The 16,815-nt window shown below is 71.3% G+C and carries 14 protein-coding genes and 3 tRNA genes; 3 read left to right on the top strand and 14 right to left on the bottom strand.

The window, feature by feature from the left end; all coding sequences use genetic code 11:
* Window positions 1-148 precede the first annotated feature (148 nt).
* The gene (gene pknB / locus ACFXOZ_RS28500) at window positions 149-2,245 is read left to right on the top strand and encodes a Stk1 family PASTA domain-containing Ser/Thr kinase (protein WP_380593202.1); all 2,097 of its coding nucleotides are present in this window, start codon (window positions 149-151) and stop codon (window positions 2,243-2,245) included.
* 91 nt (window positions 2,246-2,336) lie between these two features.
* Here the strand turns inward: pknB and ACFXOZ_RS28495 are convergent, their stop codons facing one another.
* From ACFXOZ_RS28495 to ACFXOZ_RS28475, 5 genes are all read right to left on the bottom strand, one after another.
* A complete protein-coding gene (locus ACFXOZ_RS28495) occupies window positions 2,337-3,128 on the bottom strand; it encodes a class E sortase (protein WP_380400921.1) in 792 nt (263 codons plus the stop codon).
* 36 nt (window positions 3,129-3,164) lie between these two features.
* On the bottom strand, window positions 3,165-4,292 hold the full coding sequence (locus tag ACFXOZ_RS28490) for a class E sortase (protein WP_380593201.1): 1,128 nt from the start codon (window positions 4,290-4,292) through the stop codon (window positions 3,165-3,167).
* A 5-nt stretch (window positions 4,293-4,297) separates the two neighbouring features.
* Entirely contained in the window at window positions 4,298-4,960 is a 663-nt protein-coding gene (locus tag ACFXOZ_RS28485; RefSeq protein WP_380525511.1) for an aminodeoxychorismate/anthranilate synthase component II, read from the bottom strand.
* 55 nt (window positions 4,961-5,015) lie between these two features.
* A complete protein-coding gene (locus tag ACFXOZ_RS28480; protein ID WP_375891861.1) occupies window positions 5,016-5,195 on the bottom strand; it encodes a hypothetical protein in 180 nt (59 codons plus the stop codon).
* Between the two features lie 86 nt (window positions 5,196-5,281).
* The gene (locus ACFXOZ_RS28475) at window positions 5,282-6,046 is read right to left on the bottom strand and encodes a DUF881 domain-containing protein (RefSeq protein ID WP_375891859.1); all 765 of its coding nucleotides are present in this window, start codon (window positions 6,044-6,046) and stop codon (window positions 5,282-5,284) included.
* A 167-nt stretch (window positions 6,047-6,213) separates the two neighbouring features.
* Here ACFXOZ_RS28475 and crgA point away from each other — a divergent pair, with 167 nt between their 5' ends.
* Entirely contained in the window at window positions 6,214-6,462 is a 249-nt protein-coding gene (gene crgA / locus ACFXOZ_RS28470) for a cell division protein CrgA (protein WP_360242861.1), read from the top strand.
* Between the two features lie 349 nt (window positions 6,463-6,811).
* Here crgA and ACFXOZ_RS28465 read toward each other — a convergent pair whose 3' ends face one another.
* Window positions 6,812-7,705 carry a rhomboid family intramembrane serine protease gene (locus ACFXOZ_RS28465; RefSeq protein WP_380525510.1) on the bottom strand — a complete coding sequence of 298 codons (894 nt, stop codon included), beginning with the start codon at window positions 7,703-7,705 and terminating at the stop codon, window positions 6,812-6,814.
* A 191-nt stretch (window positions 7,706-7,896) separates the two neighbouring features.
* On the opposite strand from ACFXOZ_RS28465, the gene ACFXOZ_RS28460 reads away from it, so the two are divergent.
* Window positions 7,897-8,604 (top strand): DUF5324 family protein, encoded by a 708-nt coding sequence (locus ACFXOZ_RS28460; protein ID WP_375891855.1) that lies wholly within the window; start codon window positions 7,897-7,899, stop codon window positions 8,602-8,604.
* A 59-nt stretch (window positions 8,605-8,663) separates the two neighbouring features.
* On the opposite strand, the gene ACFXOZ_RS28455 is transcribed toward ACFXOZ_RS28460, so the two are convergent.
* From ACFXOZ_RS28455 to gyrB, 8 genes are all read right to left on the bottom strand, one after another.
* Window positions 8,664-8,736: transfer RNA gene (locus ACFXOZ_RS28455), tRNA-Ala, on the bottom strand.
* A 169-nt stretch (window positions 8,737-8,905) separates the two neighbouring features.
* A complete protein-coding gene (locus ACFXOZ_RS28450; protein ID WP_014137031.1) occupies window positions 8,906-9,034 on the bottom strand; it encodes a DLW-39 family protein in 129 nt (42 codons plus the stop codon).
* A gap of 325 nt (window positions 9,035-9,359) precedes the next feature.
* Window positions 9,360-9,433 (bottom strand) — tRNA-Ile (locus ACFXOZ_RS28445).
* An 85-nt stretch (window positions 9,434-9,518) separates the two neighbouring features.
* Window positions 9,519-9,595, bottom strand: a tRNA-Ile gene (locus tag ACFXOZ_RS28440).
* A gap of 16 nt (window positions 9,596-9,611) precedes the next feature.
* Window positions 9,612-10,985, bottom strand: a complete 1,374-nt coding sequence (locus ACFXOZ_RS28435; protein WP_380525509.1) for a class I SAM-dependent methyltransferase — start codon at window positions 10,983-10,985, stop codon at window positions 9,612-9,614.
* Window positions 10,986-11,242: 257 nt separating this feature from the next.
* On the bottom strand, window positions 11,243-11,938 hold the full coding sequence (locus tag ACFXOZ_RS28430; protein WP_375891852.1) for a DUF3566 domain-containing protein: 696 nt from the start codon (window positions 11,936-11,938) through the stop codon (window positions 11,243-11,245).
* 145 nt (window positions 11,939-12,083) lie between these two features.
* Window positions 12,084-14,621 (bottom strand): DNA gyrase subunit A, encoded by a 2,538-nt coding sequence (gene gyrA, locus ACFXOZ_RS28425; protein ID WP_375891972.1) that lies wholly within the window; start codon window positions 14,619-14,621, stop codon window positions 12,084-12,086.
* A 137-nt stretch (window positions 14,622-14,758) separates the two neighbouring features.
* The gene (gene gyrB, locus ACFXOZ_RS28420; protein WP_375891851.1) at window positions 14,759-16,783 is read right to left on the bottom strand and encodes a DNA topoisomerase (ATP-hydrolyzing) subunit B; all 2,025 of its coding nucleotides are present in this window, start codon (window positions 16,781-16,783) and stop codon (window positions 14,759-14,761) included.
* Between the last annotated feature and the right edge of the window lie 32 nt (window positions 16,784-16,815).

The following is a 16,815-nucleotide window of genomic DNA, read 5'->3' as shown; positions in this document are numbered from 1 at the left end:
CCGCCAGCAGCGGGTGTGCCCGTTGCCGCCCGCGAGGCGGTGCACGGCCCGGCCGGAGAACCGGTCTCGGCCCGCGCGGCGTCACCCAGAGCGTGCGGGGACATCTACGTCACAACCTCACCGGCGGGTGAAGGAGAGGGTCGGAACTATGGAAGAGCCTCGTCGCCTCGGCGGCAGGTACGAGCTCGGCGGCGTCCTCGGACGCGGCGGCATGGCCGAGGTGTACCTCGGCCATGACACCCGGCTCGGCCGTTCCGTCGCAGTGAAGACGCTCCGGGCCGACATGGCGCGGGATCCGTCGTTCCAGGCCCGTTTCCGCCGCGAGGCACAGTCGGCGGCGTCCCTGAACCACCCCGCGATCGTCGCCGTGTACGACACCGGCGAGGACTACATCGACGGGATCTCCATCCCGTACATCGTGATGGAGTACGTCGAGGGGTCCACGCTGCGCGAGCTGCTGCACTCCGGCCGCCGGCTGCTGCCCGAGCGGGCGCTGGAGATGACCATCGGCATCCTCCAGGCCCTGGAGTACTCGCACCGGGCCGGGATCGTGCACCGCGACATCAAGCCGGCCAACGTGATGCTGACCCGGCAGGGCAACGTCAAGGTCATGGACTTCGGCATCGCCCGCGCGATGGGCGACGCCGGGATGACCATGACCCAGACCTCGGCCGTGATCGGCACCGCCCAGTACCTCTCCCCCGAGCAGGCCAAGGGCGAGCAGGTCGACGCCCGCTCCGACCTCTACTCCACCGGCTGCCTGCTCTACGAGCTGCTGACCGTCCGGCCGCCGTTCGTCGGCGACTCCCCGGTCGCGGTGGCCTACCAGCACGTCCGGGAGGAGCCGCAGCCGCCGTCGGTCTTCGACCCCGAGGTGCGGCCGGAGATCGACGCGATCGTGCTCAAGGCGCTCGCCAAGGAGCGCGACTACCGGTACCAGAGCGCCGACGAGATGCGCGACGACATCGAGCGCTTCCTCGACGGCCTCCCGGTCGCCGCCGCCCAGCAGGCCGCCTACGGCATGGGCGCCGCCGGGTACGGCTACGACCAGAACGGCTACCCGCAGCAGCACGACCCGTACGGCCAGACCAACGTGCTGCCGCAGCAGCCCGGCGGCCCGACCACCATGCTGCCGCAGGCCTCCGGCTACCAGGACGACGGCTACGGCCAGACCTCCGCCGGCGGCGCGGGCGGCCACGACGGCTACGACGACGGCTACGGCCGGGGCGGCCGGCGCGGCGACGACCGGCAGAAGAAGAGCAACACCTCCTGGATCGTCCTGGCGGTGGCCGCCGTGCTGGTCCTGGTCGGCACCTTCTTCGTGGCCCAGGCGATGTTCAGCGACAAGGGCACCAAGGACGCCCCGAAGGTCACGGCGCCGAACCTGGTCGGCAAGAGCCTGGCGGACGCCAGGACCGCCGCGGCCGCGGCCGGCTCCAAGCTGGTGGTCACCGAGGGCGACAAGATCGCCTGCCCGGACACCAACGTCAAGAAGGACCAGGTCTGCACCCAGACCCCGACGGCGGGCACCTCGGTCGCCGAGGACGCCCACCTCACCGTGCAGGTCTCCTCCGGTCCGGCCAAGACCCAGATGCCGACCGTGACCGGCAAGACCAAGGACCAGGCGATGCAGGCCCTGACGGCGGCCGGCTTCACCAACATCGCCACGCCGGACTACAAGGACGACGACACCGCGCCGCAGGACACCGTGCTCTCCCAGGACCCCCCGGCCGGCACCTCCGCTGACCCGAGCGCCCCGGTCAAGCTCACGGTCTCCCAGGGCAAGACCAAGCAGACCGTCCCGAACGTGGTCGGCGCGCAGAAGGACGACGCGACGAACACGCTGCAGGCCGCCGGCTTCCAGGTGGACGCCTCGAAGACCACGACCACCAACGACCCGACCAAGGCCAACACCGTGGCCCAGCAGTCGGTCCAGGCCAACACCAAGGTCCCGGCCAACACCAAGATCATCCTGACGATCTTCAAGGCGCCGGACAAGCCGCAGATCCCGCCGCTGCAGAACGTCAAGCTCTCGGACGCCGGCGACAAGCTGGCGAAGCTCGGCCTGACCTACACCGTGATCGCCGGTCCGCAGGACCCGAACGCGGTCGTGGTGCAAAGCAACCCGGGCGCCGGCAGCCAGGTGGACCCGAACACCCAGGTGCAGCTGATCACCCGGCCGGCCGATCCGGCCAAAGGGGGGGACCCCAACACCACACCCCCCGGCAAAGGGGGCAACAACTAAGCCGCCCCTCTTCCCCTGGTTCTGACACCGGGGAGCTGGAGCGGTGAGAACGCCCGAGGGCCCGTCGCGGAGATCGCGACGGGCCCTCGGATCAGCGCAGCTCCGGCGGCGGGGTGCGCTTGGCGTCCATGGGGTCCACCCGGACCAGGCTCCCCCAGACGGCCATCCGGTAGCGCGAGGTGTACACCGGCGTGCAGGTGGTCAGGGTGATGTACCGGCCGGGGCCGGCGTACCCGGAACTCACCGGGACGGGCGCGACGATGCCGGTGTCGTACTTGGAGGTCTCCGGCAGGGTGTTGTCGACCTTGTAGACGTACCACTTGTCCTTGGTCTCCACCACGATCGCGGCGCCCCGCTGGACGGCGTCCAGGTCGTGGAACTTGGCACCGTGGCCGTCCCGGTGGGCGGCCAGCGCGAAGTTGCCCGTCTCGTCCCAGGGCATCGCGGACTTGTAGGGCTGCTCGTAGACGCCCGCCACGCCCTCGTCCAGGACGGCGGTGGAGGTACCCATCCGGATCAGCACCTGGAAGTCCCGGCCCATCGCCGGGACGTGCAGGAAGCCCACGTCGTCCCCGATCGCGGGCACCGCGGCGGGCGCGGGCGCCGTGCCGCTCCCGCCCGGCGGGCCGGCGGTCGGACCGGCCGCCCAGGAGCCGCGCAGCCGGTCCGCGGCGTGCGCGGCGGAGGCGTCCGCCTGCACGTTGGTCCACCAGAGCGAGTAGGCCACGAACAGGCCGAGCACCAGGCCCAGGGTGATCAGCAGCTCGCCGAACACCCCGAGCGCGGCCAGCGCCCGGCCACGGCCCTTGCGGCCCTCCCGTCCCGGTGGGGGGAAGGCCTCCTCCGCCGTACCGGCCGGCCGCGTGGTCCCGTCGTCCTGCATCTGCGGTGCTCCCCCTCCGAAACCGGTACCGGGCGGCTATCCGCCCGTGATCGCGGCCGGTTTGCCCTGACTGCGCGGCCGCTCCTCGATCATCTTGCCAAAGACAATGAGGCGGAACTTGGAGGTGAACTCCGGGGTGCAGGTGGTCAGCGTGATGTAGCGGCCCGGCCCGGCGTACCCGGAGCCGTTCGGCACCGGCTTGATCACGCTCACGTTGCTGGGGGAGGTCTGCGGGATCCCCCCGGTGATCTCGTACGTGTAGTACCCGGTCGCGGTCTCCACCACGACCTTGTCGCCCTTGCCCAGCTCGTTGATGTACCGGAACGGCTCGCCGTGGGTGTTGCGGTGCGCGGCCAGCGCGAAGTTGCCCGCCGGGTCGCCCGGCATCCCGGTGCCGGGGTAGTGGCCGACCAGGCCCTTGTCGAGCACCGCCGCCTTGTCGGTGCCCTCGGCGATCGGGAACTTCAACCCCAGCTTGGGCAGGTAGACGATGGCGAAGCCCTTGCCGGGCGCGAACGCCTCGGGCTTGTTCGGGTCGGCGGCGGGCTGCCCCGCACCGGGCGGCTGGGCGTCGAACTGCTGCTCCAGCTGGTCCCGGGCACTGTTGGCGGCCGCGTCGGCCTGCACGTTGGTCCACCAGAGCTGGTAGGCGACGAACAGCAGCATCACCGCGCCGAGGGTGATGCACAGCTCGCCGACGAGGCGGGCCGCCACCACGACCGCGGACTCCTTGGGGCGGGGCCCCGCGGCTCCCCGGCCCTTGGCGCGGCGCCGGCCGCCGCCGGTGCGGACGGCGGTCCGGCCCTGGGCGGCCCGCCGGCGCTCGGCCCGGCCGCCGGTGGGCGAGACGGGCTCGGCCGCCGGGTCGCCGCCCTCGACGGGCAGCCGCAGTTGGAGGGTCTGGTCGGGCAGCCACGGGTACTCGGGCCCGCCCTCGACGGGCCGCTCGGCCTGCTCGTAGACGCCCCAGCCGTCCTCGGGCGCGCCCGCAGCGGCCGGCTCCCCCGGGTACGGCCGGGCCTGCACGGCCCCGCCGTACTGCGGGGCGCCGTACTGCGGGGCACCGGGCTCCGCGCCCTGGTACGGGCCGCCGGCGTACTGCGGCGGGCCGCCGTACGGGCCCTGCTCCGACTGGTAACGCCCCTCCGGACGTACCGCGGTCACGCGGCTCAGCCCCGGCCGATCACCGGGGCGAGCCCGGCCGACCGGTCCACGGCCTGCGGGAAGCCGCACTCCGCCAGCCAGTTGGCGAGCATCCGGTGCCCGCCCTCGGTCAGCACCGACTCGGGGTGGAACTGCACGCCCTCGACCGGCAGTTCACGGTGCCGCAGGCCCATGACCACGCCGCTGCCGGTCCGGGCGGTGACCACCAGCTCGTCCGGCACGGTGGCCGGGTCGACGGCCAGCGAGTGGTAGCGGGTCGCGGTCAGCGGCGAGGGCAGGCCCTCGAACACCCCGCCGTCCTGGTGCTCGACCGGCGAGGTCTTGCCGTGCAGCAGTTCGGGCGCCCGGCCGACCACCGCGCCGTACGCCACCGCGATCGACTGGAGGCCCAGGCAGACGCCGAACACCGGCAGCCCGATCGCCGCGCAGTGGTGCACCATCGCGATGCAGACCCCGGCCTCCTCGGGCGATCCGGGCCCGGGGGAGAGCAGCACCCCGTCGAAGCCCTCCTCCCCCGCCCGGCGGACGGCGTGCTCGACGGTCACCTCGTCGTTGCGCACCACCTCGCAGGTGGCGCCGAGCTGGTACAGGTACTGGACCAGGTTGAACACGAAGCTGTCGTAGTTGTCCACGACCAGGATGCGGGGCGGGGTCGACTGGGTGGTCATGCGCGCGTGCTCTCCGTGGGATGCGGTACTGGGGGGAAGTTCCGGGCCGGCCGGGTCAGCCGGCCGGGGCGCCGTCGCCGCCGTCCACTGTGACGTCGCCGAAGGGGAGCAGCGGTTCCGCCCACGGGAAGACGTAGGTGAAGAGGAGGTAGACGATCCCCAGGATCAGGAGCACCGAGATGACGGCCTTGACCAGGGCGTTCCCCGGGAGGTGACGCCAGATGAAGCCGTACATGGTGCTCCCTCTAGGTAGCGGACTGGGCTCAAGAGTAGACCCGGTATCCACGGCCGTGAGGCCGGTCCACCCCTACTGCCGCCGCGTTACGGCTGGCCGCCCGCGGACCGGAGCTCGGTCGTGCCGGAGTACCCGGGCAGCGTGAGGTCCCCGCTCTCCTGGACCTTCCAGCCCAGGCCGTACGCCTGGACGTACTGCAGGTAGTTGCGGATCGTCGGGTCCCCCTCGACGGCCGACCGCAGGGCGTCGGTCCGGCCCACCGCCTTGACCACGTACGGCGGGGAGTAGACCCGGCCCTGGAGCAGCAGGGTGTTGCCGACGCAGCGGACGGCGCTGGTGGAGATCAGCCGCTGGTCCATCACCTGGACGCCGGCCGCGCCGCCCCGCCACAGCGCGTTGACCACGGCCTGGATGTCCTGCTGGTGGATGACCAGGTCGTTGACGCCGGGCTCCGGGACCCCGGGGATGCGCGCGGTGGCGTTCGGCGGGGCGTCGTTGAGGGTGACGGTCAACCCGCCGCCCTGGAGCGGCTCCAGGGCCGCGCCGAGCCGCAGGCCGTCCAGCCGGGCCGTGTCGGCGGGGTCGTGGCCCTGCTGCTCGGTGAGCTCCTGCGCCCGGGACTGGAGGTCGGCCAGCTGGGACTGCGCCTGCTGGTTCTGCCCGCTGCGCTGGCGGATGACGTCGCCGAGGCTCAGCAGCGAGTTGTCGGTCCGCAGGTCGGTGCCGCGGGCGGTCTGCGCGCTGATGTAGAAGAGCAGACCGGCGAGCGCGAACACGGTGCAGGTCAGGGCACGTCCGACAATTCGGGTGCCGGAACGGGGGGTGACGGCCTTCCCGGGGGGAATCGACAAATTAGTCACCGTACCCTTATCTCCTTGAGACCCGCCGAGCCACTACGCTAACGGACGCCGGTGGCAGGCGTGGGAGTGGTCCCAGAGCACTCTCCTCGACCGTCCGTCGGCGTCTCGCCCGCTGCACCCCTGCGCGGTCTCACAGCGCATCGACAGGAGAGCTCCTCGTGCCGAAGTCTCGACTCCGCAAGAAGTCCGACTACACCCCGCCGGCTACGACCGCGGTGAAGATCAGCTCGGGCCGTAGTTGGGTCGCACCGCTGATGCTGGCACTGTTCCTGATCGGCCTGGTGTGGATCGTCACCTACTACGTGACCAGCGGCAGCTACCCGGTGGAGAGCTGGCGGAACTGGAACATCCTGGTCGGCTTCGGCTTCATCGCGGCCGGGTTCGGCGTCTCCACCCAGTGGAAGTGACGCTCCGCGCGTCCTGAGGCTCGATCCCGAGTCCTGAGCGCCGCTCCGGACCCCGGTCCCGGAGTGGCGCTCAGGCGTGCCCGCGACCGGTCGCGGTGTCATCGGCACGCCCATCATCGGACCGTCCCACCATCGGACGGTCGGGCTTATCCACATGGTTATCCACACTGGGGAAAAGTCCCCACGGCCTGTGGATAACTTCGCGCCGCACCACCGTCCACAGCTGTGCACAACTCCCGGGACGCGGACGAACCGCACAGCAGGACACGCGTAGAACAACAGTCCACAGCCCGATCACCGCACGGCCTGTGCACAACTCCGCACCCGCTGTGGACAAATGTCCGGGGCGTCACGCGCCGTACAGGGCCATCCCGGTCAGCAGCAGCACCGCTTCCAGGGCCACCGCGCCGGCCAGCGTCAGCCACTGGACCAGGGCGCGCCGCTCGCGCGGGGCGTACATCAGGCCGAAGGCGACCAGGCCGCCGACCACCAGGCCGCCGATGTGCGCCCGCCAGTCGATGGTCGGGCGGGCGAAGGTCACCACCAGGCTGAAGACCAGGAAGGCCACCGCCGGGGCGACCGGGCCCCGGTCCCGCAGCTGCATCAGGATCGTGGCGGAGATCAGGCCGAAGACGGCCCCGGAGGCCCCCACCGAGTTCATCCAGCCCCCCGCCACCAGGAAGGCGAAGGTGCTGCCGCCCAGCCCGGCGAGCAGGTAGAGGGCCAGGAAGCGCAGCCGCCCGAGCGCCTCCTCCAGCGGGGGGCCGAGCCACAGCAGCACCAGCATGTTCAGCCCGATGTGCCACCACTCCAGGTGCAGGAAGGTGGCGGTCAGCAGCCGGTACCACTGGCCCGGGCCGTCGGCGACGCCGTACGGCCCCCCGTCGTGCGCCCGGCCGGCGCTGGCCAGCGACCAGACCTCGCCCAGGCGCGGGTTGAGGACGTACGCGGCCAGCACCCAGACCACCACGTTGATCCCGACCAGCGTCCGGGTCACCAGTCCGCCGTCCAGGGTCGGCGCCCCGCCGAAGCGGGTGGTGGCCCGCCGCGCCCCGGCGTGCCCGTCGCCGACGCACTCGGGGCACTGGAAGCCCACCGCGGCGGCCACCATGCACTGCGGGCAGATCGGCCGCTCGCAGCGGGTGCAGGAGATCCCGGTGGGCGTCCCCGGGTGCCGGTGGCAGTCGGGCTGCCCGGCCCCGGGGGACCGGTCCGTGGACCCTCGCGGCTCGTCCGGGAGCATCAGCGGCTACCCCTTCCCCTGGCCGACCACCGAAGCCGCCAGCCTACTGCGGCGGTGCCCCGCAGGGCCCCCGAACGGCCCCGCAGGGGCCCGCGTACGGCCCACCCCGGCGTGCCGGTGAACAAATCCGGATGCATGATCAGCATTCAGGTGGATATGTGCATAAAGGACGCCACCAGGAGGAGAGACTCGTGAGCTTTTCGGACTCGGCCCGTGACACCGCCACCAGGACCCGGGACTCCGCCGCACAGTTCGCGGACGGCGCCAAGCAGCGCCTCGGGCCCGCCCTGGACGCCCTCGGCCCCAAGGCCGCCCAGGCCGCCCACACCCTCCGTGTCCAGTACGACCGGCACCTCGCCCCGCAGTTCGGCCAGGCCTTCGCCAACCTGCCGCCCGAGGCCCAGCAGAACACCCTGCGGGCCCTCCACCGGGCCCAGGAGGCCGCTCTGGCGGCCCGCCTGTCCGCCGCCCGCGCCGCCGACCAGGCGCGCGGCACGGTCGGCCCCAGGGTCGCCCAGGCCGTCGAGGAGGCCCGGGCCGCGGTCTCCCCGGTCGCCCACGAGGCCCAGTCCCGCGGCGCCGCCGCGCTGACCGCCCTCCAGGGCCACGTCAGCTCGGCCGAGATCAACGAGCTGGCCGCCCGGAACGCGAAGCGGCAGCAGCGGTGCGGCGGCCGGACGACGGCCGGGCTGCTGCTGGCCGGGGTGCTGGCGGTCGGCGGCGGGCTGGTCGCCTGGCAGTGGTGGCGTCGGCACAGCAACCCGGAGTGGCTGGTCGAGCCCCCGGCCCCGCAGTCCCACCGGCCGGCCGGCGCGACCGCCGCCACCTCCCCGGTGAACGGCCTCACCCCCGAGGAGGCGGCCGGAGCCGCCGAGCCCACCGAGGACGACACGCCCTAGGACCCCGGGAACGCCGAACGGCGGCCGACCCGGAAGGGTCGACCGCCGTTCAGGCGCTGTGGAGCATAGGAGACTCGAACTCCTGACATCTGCCTTGCAAAGGCAGCGCTCTACCAACTGAGCTAATGCCCCTCGACGGCACGGCGCGTGCCGACGGGCACTAGCGTACCGGGTTCCGGCGTGTTTCCGAGAGCCGTCCCCCTGGGGGAACCGGCCGGTCCGATCGAGTGAGCGGGCCGACCGGTTCGGGAGGCGCCGGTCAGCGCCTCCGAAGACCGTCGATCGTCAGATCGTCCGGGGCTCAGCGACCGGCCGGAACCGGGTCGGTGGCCTCGGTCCACAGGTCCTGCTCGGCGCGGTCCGCCTGGACCTGACGGTAGACAAAGAAGCCGCCGAGGGCGACCAGGGCGACCAGGAGGAGCTTCTTCACCGCGGGACCTCGTCCTTCTAGCGTTGGCGGACTCAGGAGCCGGTGCTCCGGCCGGACCGACCGGGCCGACGAGTCCAGATGTGTTTCGAGCGCGAACGGGCTGTCGGGTGCCGGACTGCCCTTGCGGCCGATGATACACACCGGTGTCCCAATCGTGACCAGCCACCGGCACCGTCAACCCGGCGGTCCGGTCCGAGGATTGACGCCGCACCTCATGTCGTACGGATCGTCCGCACCCGGTCCGCCCGGGAAGCCCTCGTCAGGGGCGGTCCGCCGGGGAACGTCGAAGGGCCCGGAGTGGATCACTCCGGGCCCTTCGGGGCGGTGGGCCTAACAGGACTTGAACCTGTGGCCTCTTCCTTATCAGGGAAGCGCTCTAACCGTCTGAGCTATAGGCCCTCGCTGCACACAGAGCGTACCGGAAGCCGCCCGATCTGCGAAAACGTCGAAGGGCCCGGAGTGGATCACTCCGGGCCCTTCGCGGTGGTGGGCCTAACAGGACTTGAACCTGTGGCCTCTTCCTTATCAGGGAAGCGCTCTAACCGTCTGAGCTATAGGCCCTTGCCGCACTGAAAGATTAGCGGACCGACCGCCGATCCCCCAAATCCGTTCCGACCGGGGTCGCGGCAGTGACCTCGGCGGCCGGGCGCACCAGCCATTCCTCACGGGTCGGCGGCAGGCCCGAGCCGCCCTCCTCGGTGCTGCGGACGGCGAGGATCTGGTTCACCCCGATCCGGTTCTGCTCGAAGGCCAGCGCGGAGGCCGCCATGTACAGCCGCCAGACCCGGGCGCGGCCGAGGCCGACCAGCCGGACCGCCTCCGTCCAGTGCGCCTCCAGGTTGGCCACCCACTCGCGCAGGGTCAGCGCGTAGTGCTCGCGCAGCGCCTCGACGTCCCGGACCTCGAAGCCGGCCTCCTCCAGCCGGGCCACGGTGGAACCGACCGGGGAGAGCTCGCCGTCCGGAAAGACGTAGCGGTCGATGAAGGGGCTGGTGCGGTGCGGTTCGCCGGGGTGGTCGGGGCGCCGGGCGATCTGGTGGTTGAGCAGCCGGCCGCCGGGCGCCAGCAGCCGGAACAGGCCGTCGGCGTACACCCGGTACTGCTCCGCGCCGACGTGCTCGGCCATCCCGACGCTGGAGATCGCGTCGAAGGGGCCGTCGGTGATCTCCCGGTAGTCCTGGAGCCGGACCTCCACCCGGTCGGCCAGGCCGGCCTCCTCGACCCGGGCGCGGGCCAGCGCGACCTGCTCGGTGGAGATCGAGACGCCGACCGCGGTGACCCCGTAGTGCTCGGCCGCGTGCAGCAGCAGCGAGCCCCAGCCGCAGCCGACGTCCAGCAGCCGCATCCCGGGCCGCAGGCCGAGCTTGCGGCAGATCAGGTCGAGCTTGGCCTCCTGGGCGGCCTCCAGGCTCTTCGCCTCGGGCGTCCAGTAGGCGCACGAGTAGACCATCGAGGAGCCCAGCACGAGGCCGTAGAAGTCGTTCCCGACGTCGTAGTGGTGGCTGATGGCGGCGCGGTCCCGGCCGCGGCTGTGCAGCCGCCCCTGGGCCCGGCGGACCTCCTCCGGGGGCGGGGTGGGCTCCGGGCCGACCGCCCCGGCCCGGAGGGCCGCGGCGACCGCCCGGCGGCCCGCGGCGCCGAGGACGTCGCGCGGCCCGAGGGCCATGGTGCGGATCTCGGGGAGTTCGGCGAAGCGGGCGACCTCGGAGAGCGTCTCGTAGAGGTCGGTGCCGGGGGCGAGGTCGAGGTCCCCCGAGACGTAGGCCCGGGCCAGGCCCAGCTCGCCCGGCTGCCACATCAGCCGGCGTAGCGCCCTGCGGTTGCGCAGCACCAGGGTGGGTGCTCCGGGCGGCCCGGCGACACTGCCGTCCCAGGCCTGCACCCGCAAGGGGATCGGGATGCCCAACAGCCCGTCCAGGGCCTCGACCAGTTGATCTGCGAGCTTCGCCACCGCGCGCCTCCGTCCAGCCTTCCTGCGGAAACCCTCCTGACCCGGTCGACCGACCGGGGCGGCCTGCGGCACTCCCACGGGTGGGAACGGGCGGCGTCCAGCTAATCCCACCGCGGCCGGCCCGTTTCCGGGCGGCACGCCGCGGGAGCCGGCTGTCACCCGAAATGCCGACGGGCCCCGCAGGCTGCAACAGCCTGCGGGGCCCGTACATTCCGTCCGCGGACGGTGAATTGACCAGGGGTCAGGATCCGGCCGGATCAGTCCTCTTCGGCCAGGGTGAGCTCGACGCCGCCGGTGAATCCGGCCGCCGCGTTGTAGATGAAGGCCGACAGCGTGGAGAGCGCGGTCAGCAGCACCACGTCGACCACCGCGATCAGCGTGGTGAACATCATGACCTTGCCGAAGCCGATGTAGTCCATCAGGTTCAGCTGGCTGCTGGCGTTGTCCGCGCCGCCGCCGGTGACGTCCTTGAGGGTCTTGGTCAGCGAGTCGAAGACGCCGAGCGAGTCCAGGGTCATCCACAGCACGGCCGAGGCCACGATGATGATGATGCCGACGGCCAGCGACAGCAGGAAGCTGACCTTCATCACCGACCACGGGTCGACCTTGGTCACCCGCAGCCGGGCCTTGCGGGTCCGGCCGAGGCCGCCCCCGACGGTCGCCGGGGCGGCGGCGGGGCGACGCGCCGCACCGGGCACCGGGGTGCCTCCGGGCGGGGTGTTGCCGCCGGTCCGGGTGCCCCTGGCCGGGGTCGGCTGCCCCTTGGTGTACGTCGTCGGCTGCGAGAAGCCGCTCTGTCCGGCCTGGCCCGCTCCGCCGACCGGCGGCATCAGCGAGGTGGACGCGGCCGAGTGCTCGGTCGGCGGCTGCCCCGGAACGCCGTACGACCCCCCGCCCTGCGCGCCCGGACGGCCGCCGGCGGGTCCTCCCGCAGCACCCGTGGCTCCACTCACCTGGTCCTCCCGCACTTCCCACCAGGGCGGCGCCCTGATCCGTCACTCGTCATCCAGCGCCCGGCGGGATTGCCCGGAACTGGTCGGCGTCCGGTGACGCCGCGTCCACTCTTCTGGACGCGGCGGCACCGGTCTGCGGTTCGGTTCAGACCTCGGCGTCGCCGCCGACCGCCGTCCCCGCACCTTCGGTCGTCTCGGTGGACTCGGTGCCGGCGACCTCGTCCTCCGCCGTCTCCTCGTCCTCGGCCTCCGCGTTGCGGGCCATGCCCACCACCGCGTCGCGCTTTCCGAGGTTGATCAGTTGGACGCCCATGGTGTCACGTCCGGTTTCACGAACCTCGGAAACCCTCGTGCGGATCACGCCGCCCGAGAGGGTGATCGCCATGATCTCGTCGGTGTCGTCGACCACCAGTGCGCCGACCAGCGAGCCCCGGCCCTCGACGATCTTCGCCGCCTTGGTGCCGTAGCCGCCGCGTCCCTGGACACGGTACTCGTCCACACCGGTCCGCTTGGCGTAGCCGCCGTCCGTGGCGGTGAAGACGTACGTCCCCGGGCGGACGACGTTCATCGAGAGCAGCTCGTCGTCCTCGCGGAAGGCCATGCCCTTGACGCCGGAGGTGGCGCGGCCGGTGGGCCGCAGGGCGTCGTCGGTGGCGGTGAAGCGGATCGACTGGGCCTTCTTGGAGACCAGCAGCAGGTCGTCCTCGGAGGAGACCAGCTCGGCGCCGATCAGCTCGTCGTCCCGGCCCTCGTCGTCCTGGCGCAGGTTGATCGCGATCAGGCCGCCGGAGCGCGGGGAGTCGTAGTCCTTGAGCGGGGACTTCTTCACCAGGCCGGCCCGGGTGGCCAGGACCAGGTACGGCTTGTCCTCGTAGGTGCGGACGGCCATCACCTGGGCGATGTGCTCCCCCGGCTGGAAGGCCAGCAGGTTGGCCACGTGCTGGCCGCGGGCGTCGCGGCCGGCGTCCGGCAGCTCGTAGCCCTTGGCGCGGTAGACCCGGCCCTTGTTGGTGAAGAACAGGATCCAGTTGTGGGTCGTCGTCACGAAGAAGTGGTCGACGATGTCGTCCTGCTTGAGCTGGGCACCGCGCACGCCCTTGCCGCCGCGCTTCTGCGAGCGGTAGAGGTCGGAGCGGGTCCGCTTGACGTAGCCGCCACGGGTGATCGTGACGACGATGTCCTCCTCGGCGATGAGGTCCTCGATGGAGAGGTCGCCGTCCGAGGGGATCAGGGTCGAGCGGCGCTCGTCGCCGTACTTCTCGACGATCGCGCCGAGCTCCTCGGAGATGATCTCGCGCTGGCGGGTCGGCGAGGCCAGGATGGCGTTGTACTCGTCGATCTTGCGCTGCAGCTCGTCGTGCTCGTCCATGATCCGCTGGCGCTCCAGGGCGGCCAACCGGCGCAGCTGCATCTCCAGGATCGCGTTGGCCTGGAGCTCGTCGATGTCCAGCAGGCCCATCAGGCCGGTGCGGGCGGCGTCGGCGCTGGCCGAGGCCCGGATCAGCGCGATGACCTCGTCGATCAGGTCCAGGGCCTTGAGCAGCGCGCGCAGGATGTGGGCGCGCTCCTCGGCCTTGCGCAGGCGGAACCTGGTGCGCCGGACGATGACCTCGACCTGGTGGTTGACCCAGTGCCGGATGAAGGCGTCGAGCGACAGCGTGCGCGGCACGCCGTCGACCAGGGCCAGCATGTTGGCGCCGAAGTTGGTCTGCAGCTCGGTGTGCTTGTACAGGTTGTTGAGCACGACCTTGGCGACCGCGTCGCGCTTGAGCACGACCACCAGGCGCTGGCCGGTGCGGGACGAGGACTCGTCCCGGACGTCGGCGATGCCGGCGATCTTGCCGTCCTTGACCAGGTCGGCGATCTTGAGGGCGAGGTTGTCCGGGTTGACCTGGAACGGCAGCTCGGTGATCACCAGGCACTGGCGGCCCTGGATCTCCTCGACCTCGACCACGGCGCGCATGGTGACCGAGCCGCGGCCGGTGCGGTAGTAGTCGTCGATCCCGCGGCGGCCGACGATCAGCGCGCCGGTCGGGAAGTCGGGGCCCTTGATCCGCTCGATCAGGGCCTCCAGCAGCTCCTCGGAGGAGGCCTCGGGGTTCTCCAGGTACCAGAGCGCGCCGGAGGCGACCTCGCGGAGGTTGTGCGGCGGGATGTTGGTGGCCATGCCGACCGCGATGCCGGTGGAGCCGTTGACCAGCAGGTTGGGGATGCGCGCGGGCAGGACGGTCGGCTCCTGGGAGCGGCCGTCGTAGTTGGCCGCGAAGTCGACGGTCTCCTCGTCGATGTCGCGCATCATCTCCATGGCCAGCGGCATCATCTTGCACTCGGTGTAGCGCATGGCCGCGGCCGGGTCGTTGCCCGGGGAGCCGAAGTTGCCGTTGCCGTCCACCAGCGGCATCCGCATCGACCACGGCTGGGCCAGGCGGACCACGGTGTCGTAGATCGAGGTGTCACCGTGCGGGTGGTAGTTGCCCATCACGTCGCCGACGACGCGGGCGCACTTGTAGTAGCCCTTCTCGGGCCGGTACCCGCCGTCGTACATCGCGTAGAGCACGCGGCGGTGCACCGGCTTGAGGCCGTCGCGGACCTCGGGGAGCGCCCGGCTGACGATCACGCTCATCGCGTAGTCGAGGTACGAGCGCTGCATCTCGGTCTCGAGCTCGACCGGCTCGATCCGCATGGTCACCTGGGTGGCGGCCTCGGCTGCGGGGGTCTCGGGAGTCTCGGGCTGGTCGCCTTCGGGACGGTTGTCGTCGACCACTGGTGGTCAGTTTCCTTTCACGCGGACTGGTACGTGCGGGGCCTGGTTCGCAGGCGTCACACGTCCAGGAAGCGGACGTCCTTGGCGTTGCGCTGGATGAAGGAGCGGCGCGCCTCGACGTCCTCGCCCATCAGCACGGAGAACAGCTCGTCGGCACGGGCGGCGTCCTCCAGGGTGACCTGCAGCAGCAGGCGGTGCTCGGCGTCCATGGTGGTGACCCGGAGCTCCTCGGCGTTCATCTCGCCGAGACCCTTGAAGCGCTGGATCGCGTCGTCCTTGGGCAGTCGGCGGCCGGCCTCGACGCCCGCCGCGATCACGGCGTCGCGCTCGCGGTCGGAGTAGGCGTACTCGAAGTCGTCCTTGCCCCACTTGATCTTGTACAGCGGGGGCATGGCGAGGTAGACGTACCCGGACTCGACCAGCGGCCGCATGAAGCGGAACAGCAGGGTGAGCAGCAGGGTGCGGATGTGCTGTCCGTCGACGTCGGCGTCGGCCATCAGGACGATCTTGTGGTACCGCAGCTTGGACTCGTCGTAGTCCTCCTGGATGCCGCAGCCGAAGGCCGAGATCAGTGCCTGGACCTCGGTGTTCTGCAGCACCTTGTCGATCCGGGCCTTCTCCACGTTCAGGATCTTGCCGCGGATCGGCAGGATGGCCTGGGTGCGCGGGTCACGGCCCTGCTTGGCCGAGCCGCCGGCGGAGTCACCCTCGACGATGAAGATCTCGCACTCGGAGGGGTCCTTGGACTGGCAGTCCGAGAGCTTGCCCGGCAGCGAGGCGGACTCCAGCAGGCCCTTGCGGCGGGTCAGGTCGCGGGCCTTGCGGGCGGCGACGCGCGCGGTGGCGGCCTGGATGGACTTGCGGATGATGTCCGAAGCCTCGGTGGGGTTGCGGTCCAGCCAGTCGTTGAGCTGCTCGTGGACGACCTTCTGGACGAAGGTCTTCGCCTCGGTGTTGCCGAGCTTGTCCTTGGTCTGGCCCTCGAACTGCGGCTCGCCGAGCTTGACCGAGATGATCGCGGTCAGGCCCTCGCGGATGTCCTCGCCGGAGAGGTTGTCGTCCTTCTCGCGGAGCAGCTTCTTGTCCCGCGCGTAGCGGTTGACCAGGCCGGTCAGCGCGGCGCGGAAGCCCTCCTCGTGGGTGCCGCCGCCGTGGGTGTGGATGGTGTTGGCGAAGCTGTAGACCCCCTCGGTGTAGGAGGAGTTCCACTGCATCGCGATCTCCACCGAGATCGCCTTGTCCTTGTCCTCCGCCTCGAAGTCGATCACCGAGGGGTGGATGACCTCGCCCTTGCGGGAGTTGAGGTGGGCGACGAAGTCGGCGATGCCGCCGTCGTACTTGTACGTGACGGAGAGCGGCTTGCCCTCCTCGTCCACGTGCTCGGGGCGCTCGTCGGTCAGCGAGATCGACAGGCCCTTGTTGAGGAAGGCCATCTCCTGGAAGCGCCGCGACAGCGTCTCGAAGGAGTAGACGGTGGTCTCGAAGATGTCCGGGTCGGCCCAGAAGGTCACCGTGGTGCCGGTGCGGTCGGTCTCGGCACCCTTGACCAGGGGGGCGGTCGGCGCGCCCATCTTGTAGTCCTGGGTCCAGATGTGGCCGTCCTTGTGGATCTCCACCGAGAGCCGGGTGGACAGCGCGTTCACCACCGAGACGCCGACACCGTGCAGACCGCCGGAGACGGCGTAGCCGCCGCCGCCGAACTTGCCGCCCGCGTGCAGGACGGTGAGCACGACCTCGACGGCCGGCTTGTCCTGGCCGGGGACGATGTCCACCGGGATGCCTCGGCCGTTGTCGACGCAGCGGATGGCGCCGTCGGGCATGATCGTGACGTCGATGGTGTCGGCGTACCCCGCCATCGCCTCGTCGACGGAGTTGTCCACGACCTCCTGCACCAGGTGGTGCAGGCCACGCTCACCGGTGGAACCGATGTACATGCCGGGGCGCTTGCGGACGGCGTCGAGGCCTTCCAGCACCTGGATGTTGCTACCGGTGTAGGAAGCCTGGTCGTTCTGGTCTGGGGTCTGGCTGGGGTTGCCGGAATCGGCCACGAAGCGCCCTCTCTGGCACAGCGCGGGCCGCATTCCAGCCCCGTGCGGGCGGGCGTGCGACCACG

This window comes from Kitasatospora sp. NPDC059160 (genome assembly GCF_042755465.1).
Lineage (GTDB): Bacteria > Actinomycetota > Actinomycetes > Streptomycetales > Streptomycetaceae > Kitasatospora.
The sequence above is the reverse complement of the archived record's forward strand: the minus strand, read 5'-3'. Positions and strand labels throughout refer to the sequence as shown.

Bases quoted from the DNA above. Each gene is read 5' to 3' on its own strand.
- ACFXOZ_RS28485 (WP_380525511.1), bottom strand. From the start codon at position 4,960: ATGACCACCCAGTCGACCCCGCCCCGCATCCTGGTCGTGGACAACTAC.
- gyrB (WP_375891851.1), bottom strand. From the start codon at position 16,783: ATGCGGCCCGCGCTGTGCCAGAGAGGGCGCTTCGTGGCCGATTCCGGC.
- gyrA (WP_375891972.1), bottom strand. From the start codon at position 14,621: ATGCGGATCGAGCCGGTCGAGCTCGAGACCGAGATGCAGCGCTCGTAC.
- pknB (WP_380593202.1), top strand. From the start codon at position 149: ATGGAAGAGCCTCGTCGCCTCGGCGGCAGGTACGAGCTCGGCGGCGTC.
- ACFXOZ_RS28495 (WP_380400921.1), bottom strand. From the start codon at position 3,128: ATGCAGGACGACGGGACCACGCGGCCGGCCGGTACGGCGGAGGAGGCC.
- ACFXOZ_RS28465 (WP_380525510.1), bottom strand. From the start codon at position 7,705: ATGCTCCCGGACGAGCCGCGAGGGTCCACGGACCGGTCCCCCGGGGCC.
- ACFXOZ_RS28480 (WP_375891861.1), bottom strand. From the start codon at position 5,195: ATGTACGGCTTCATCTGGCGTCACCTCCCGGGGAACGCCCTGGTCAAG.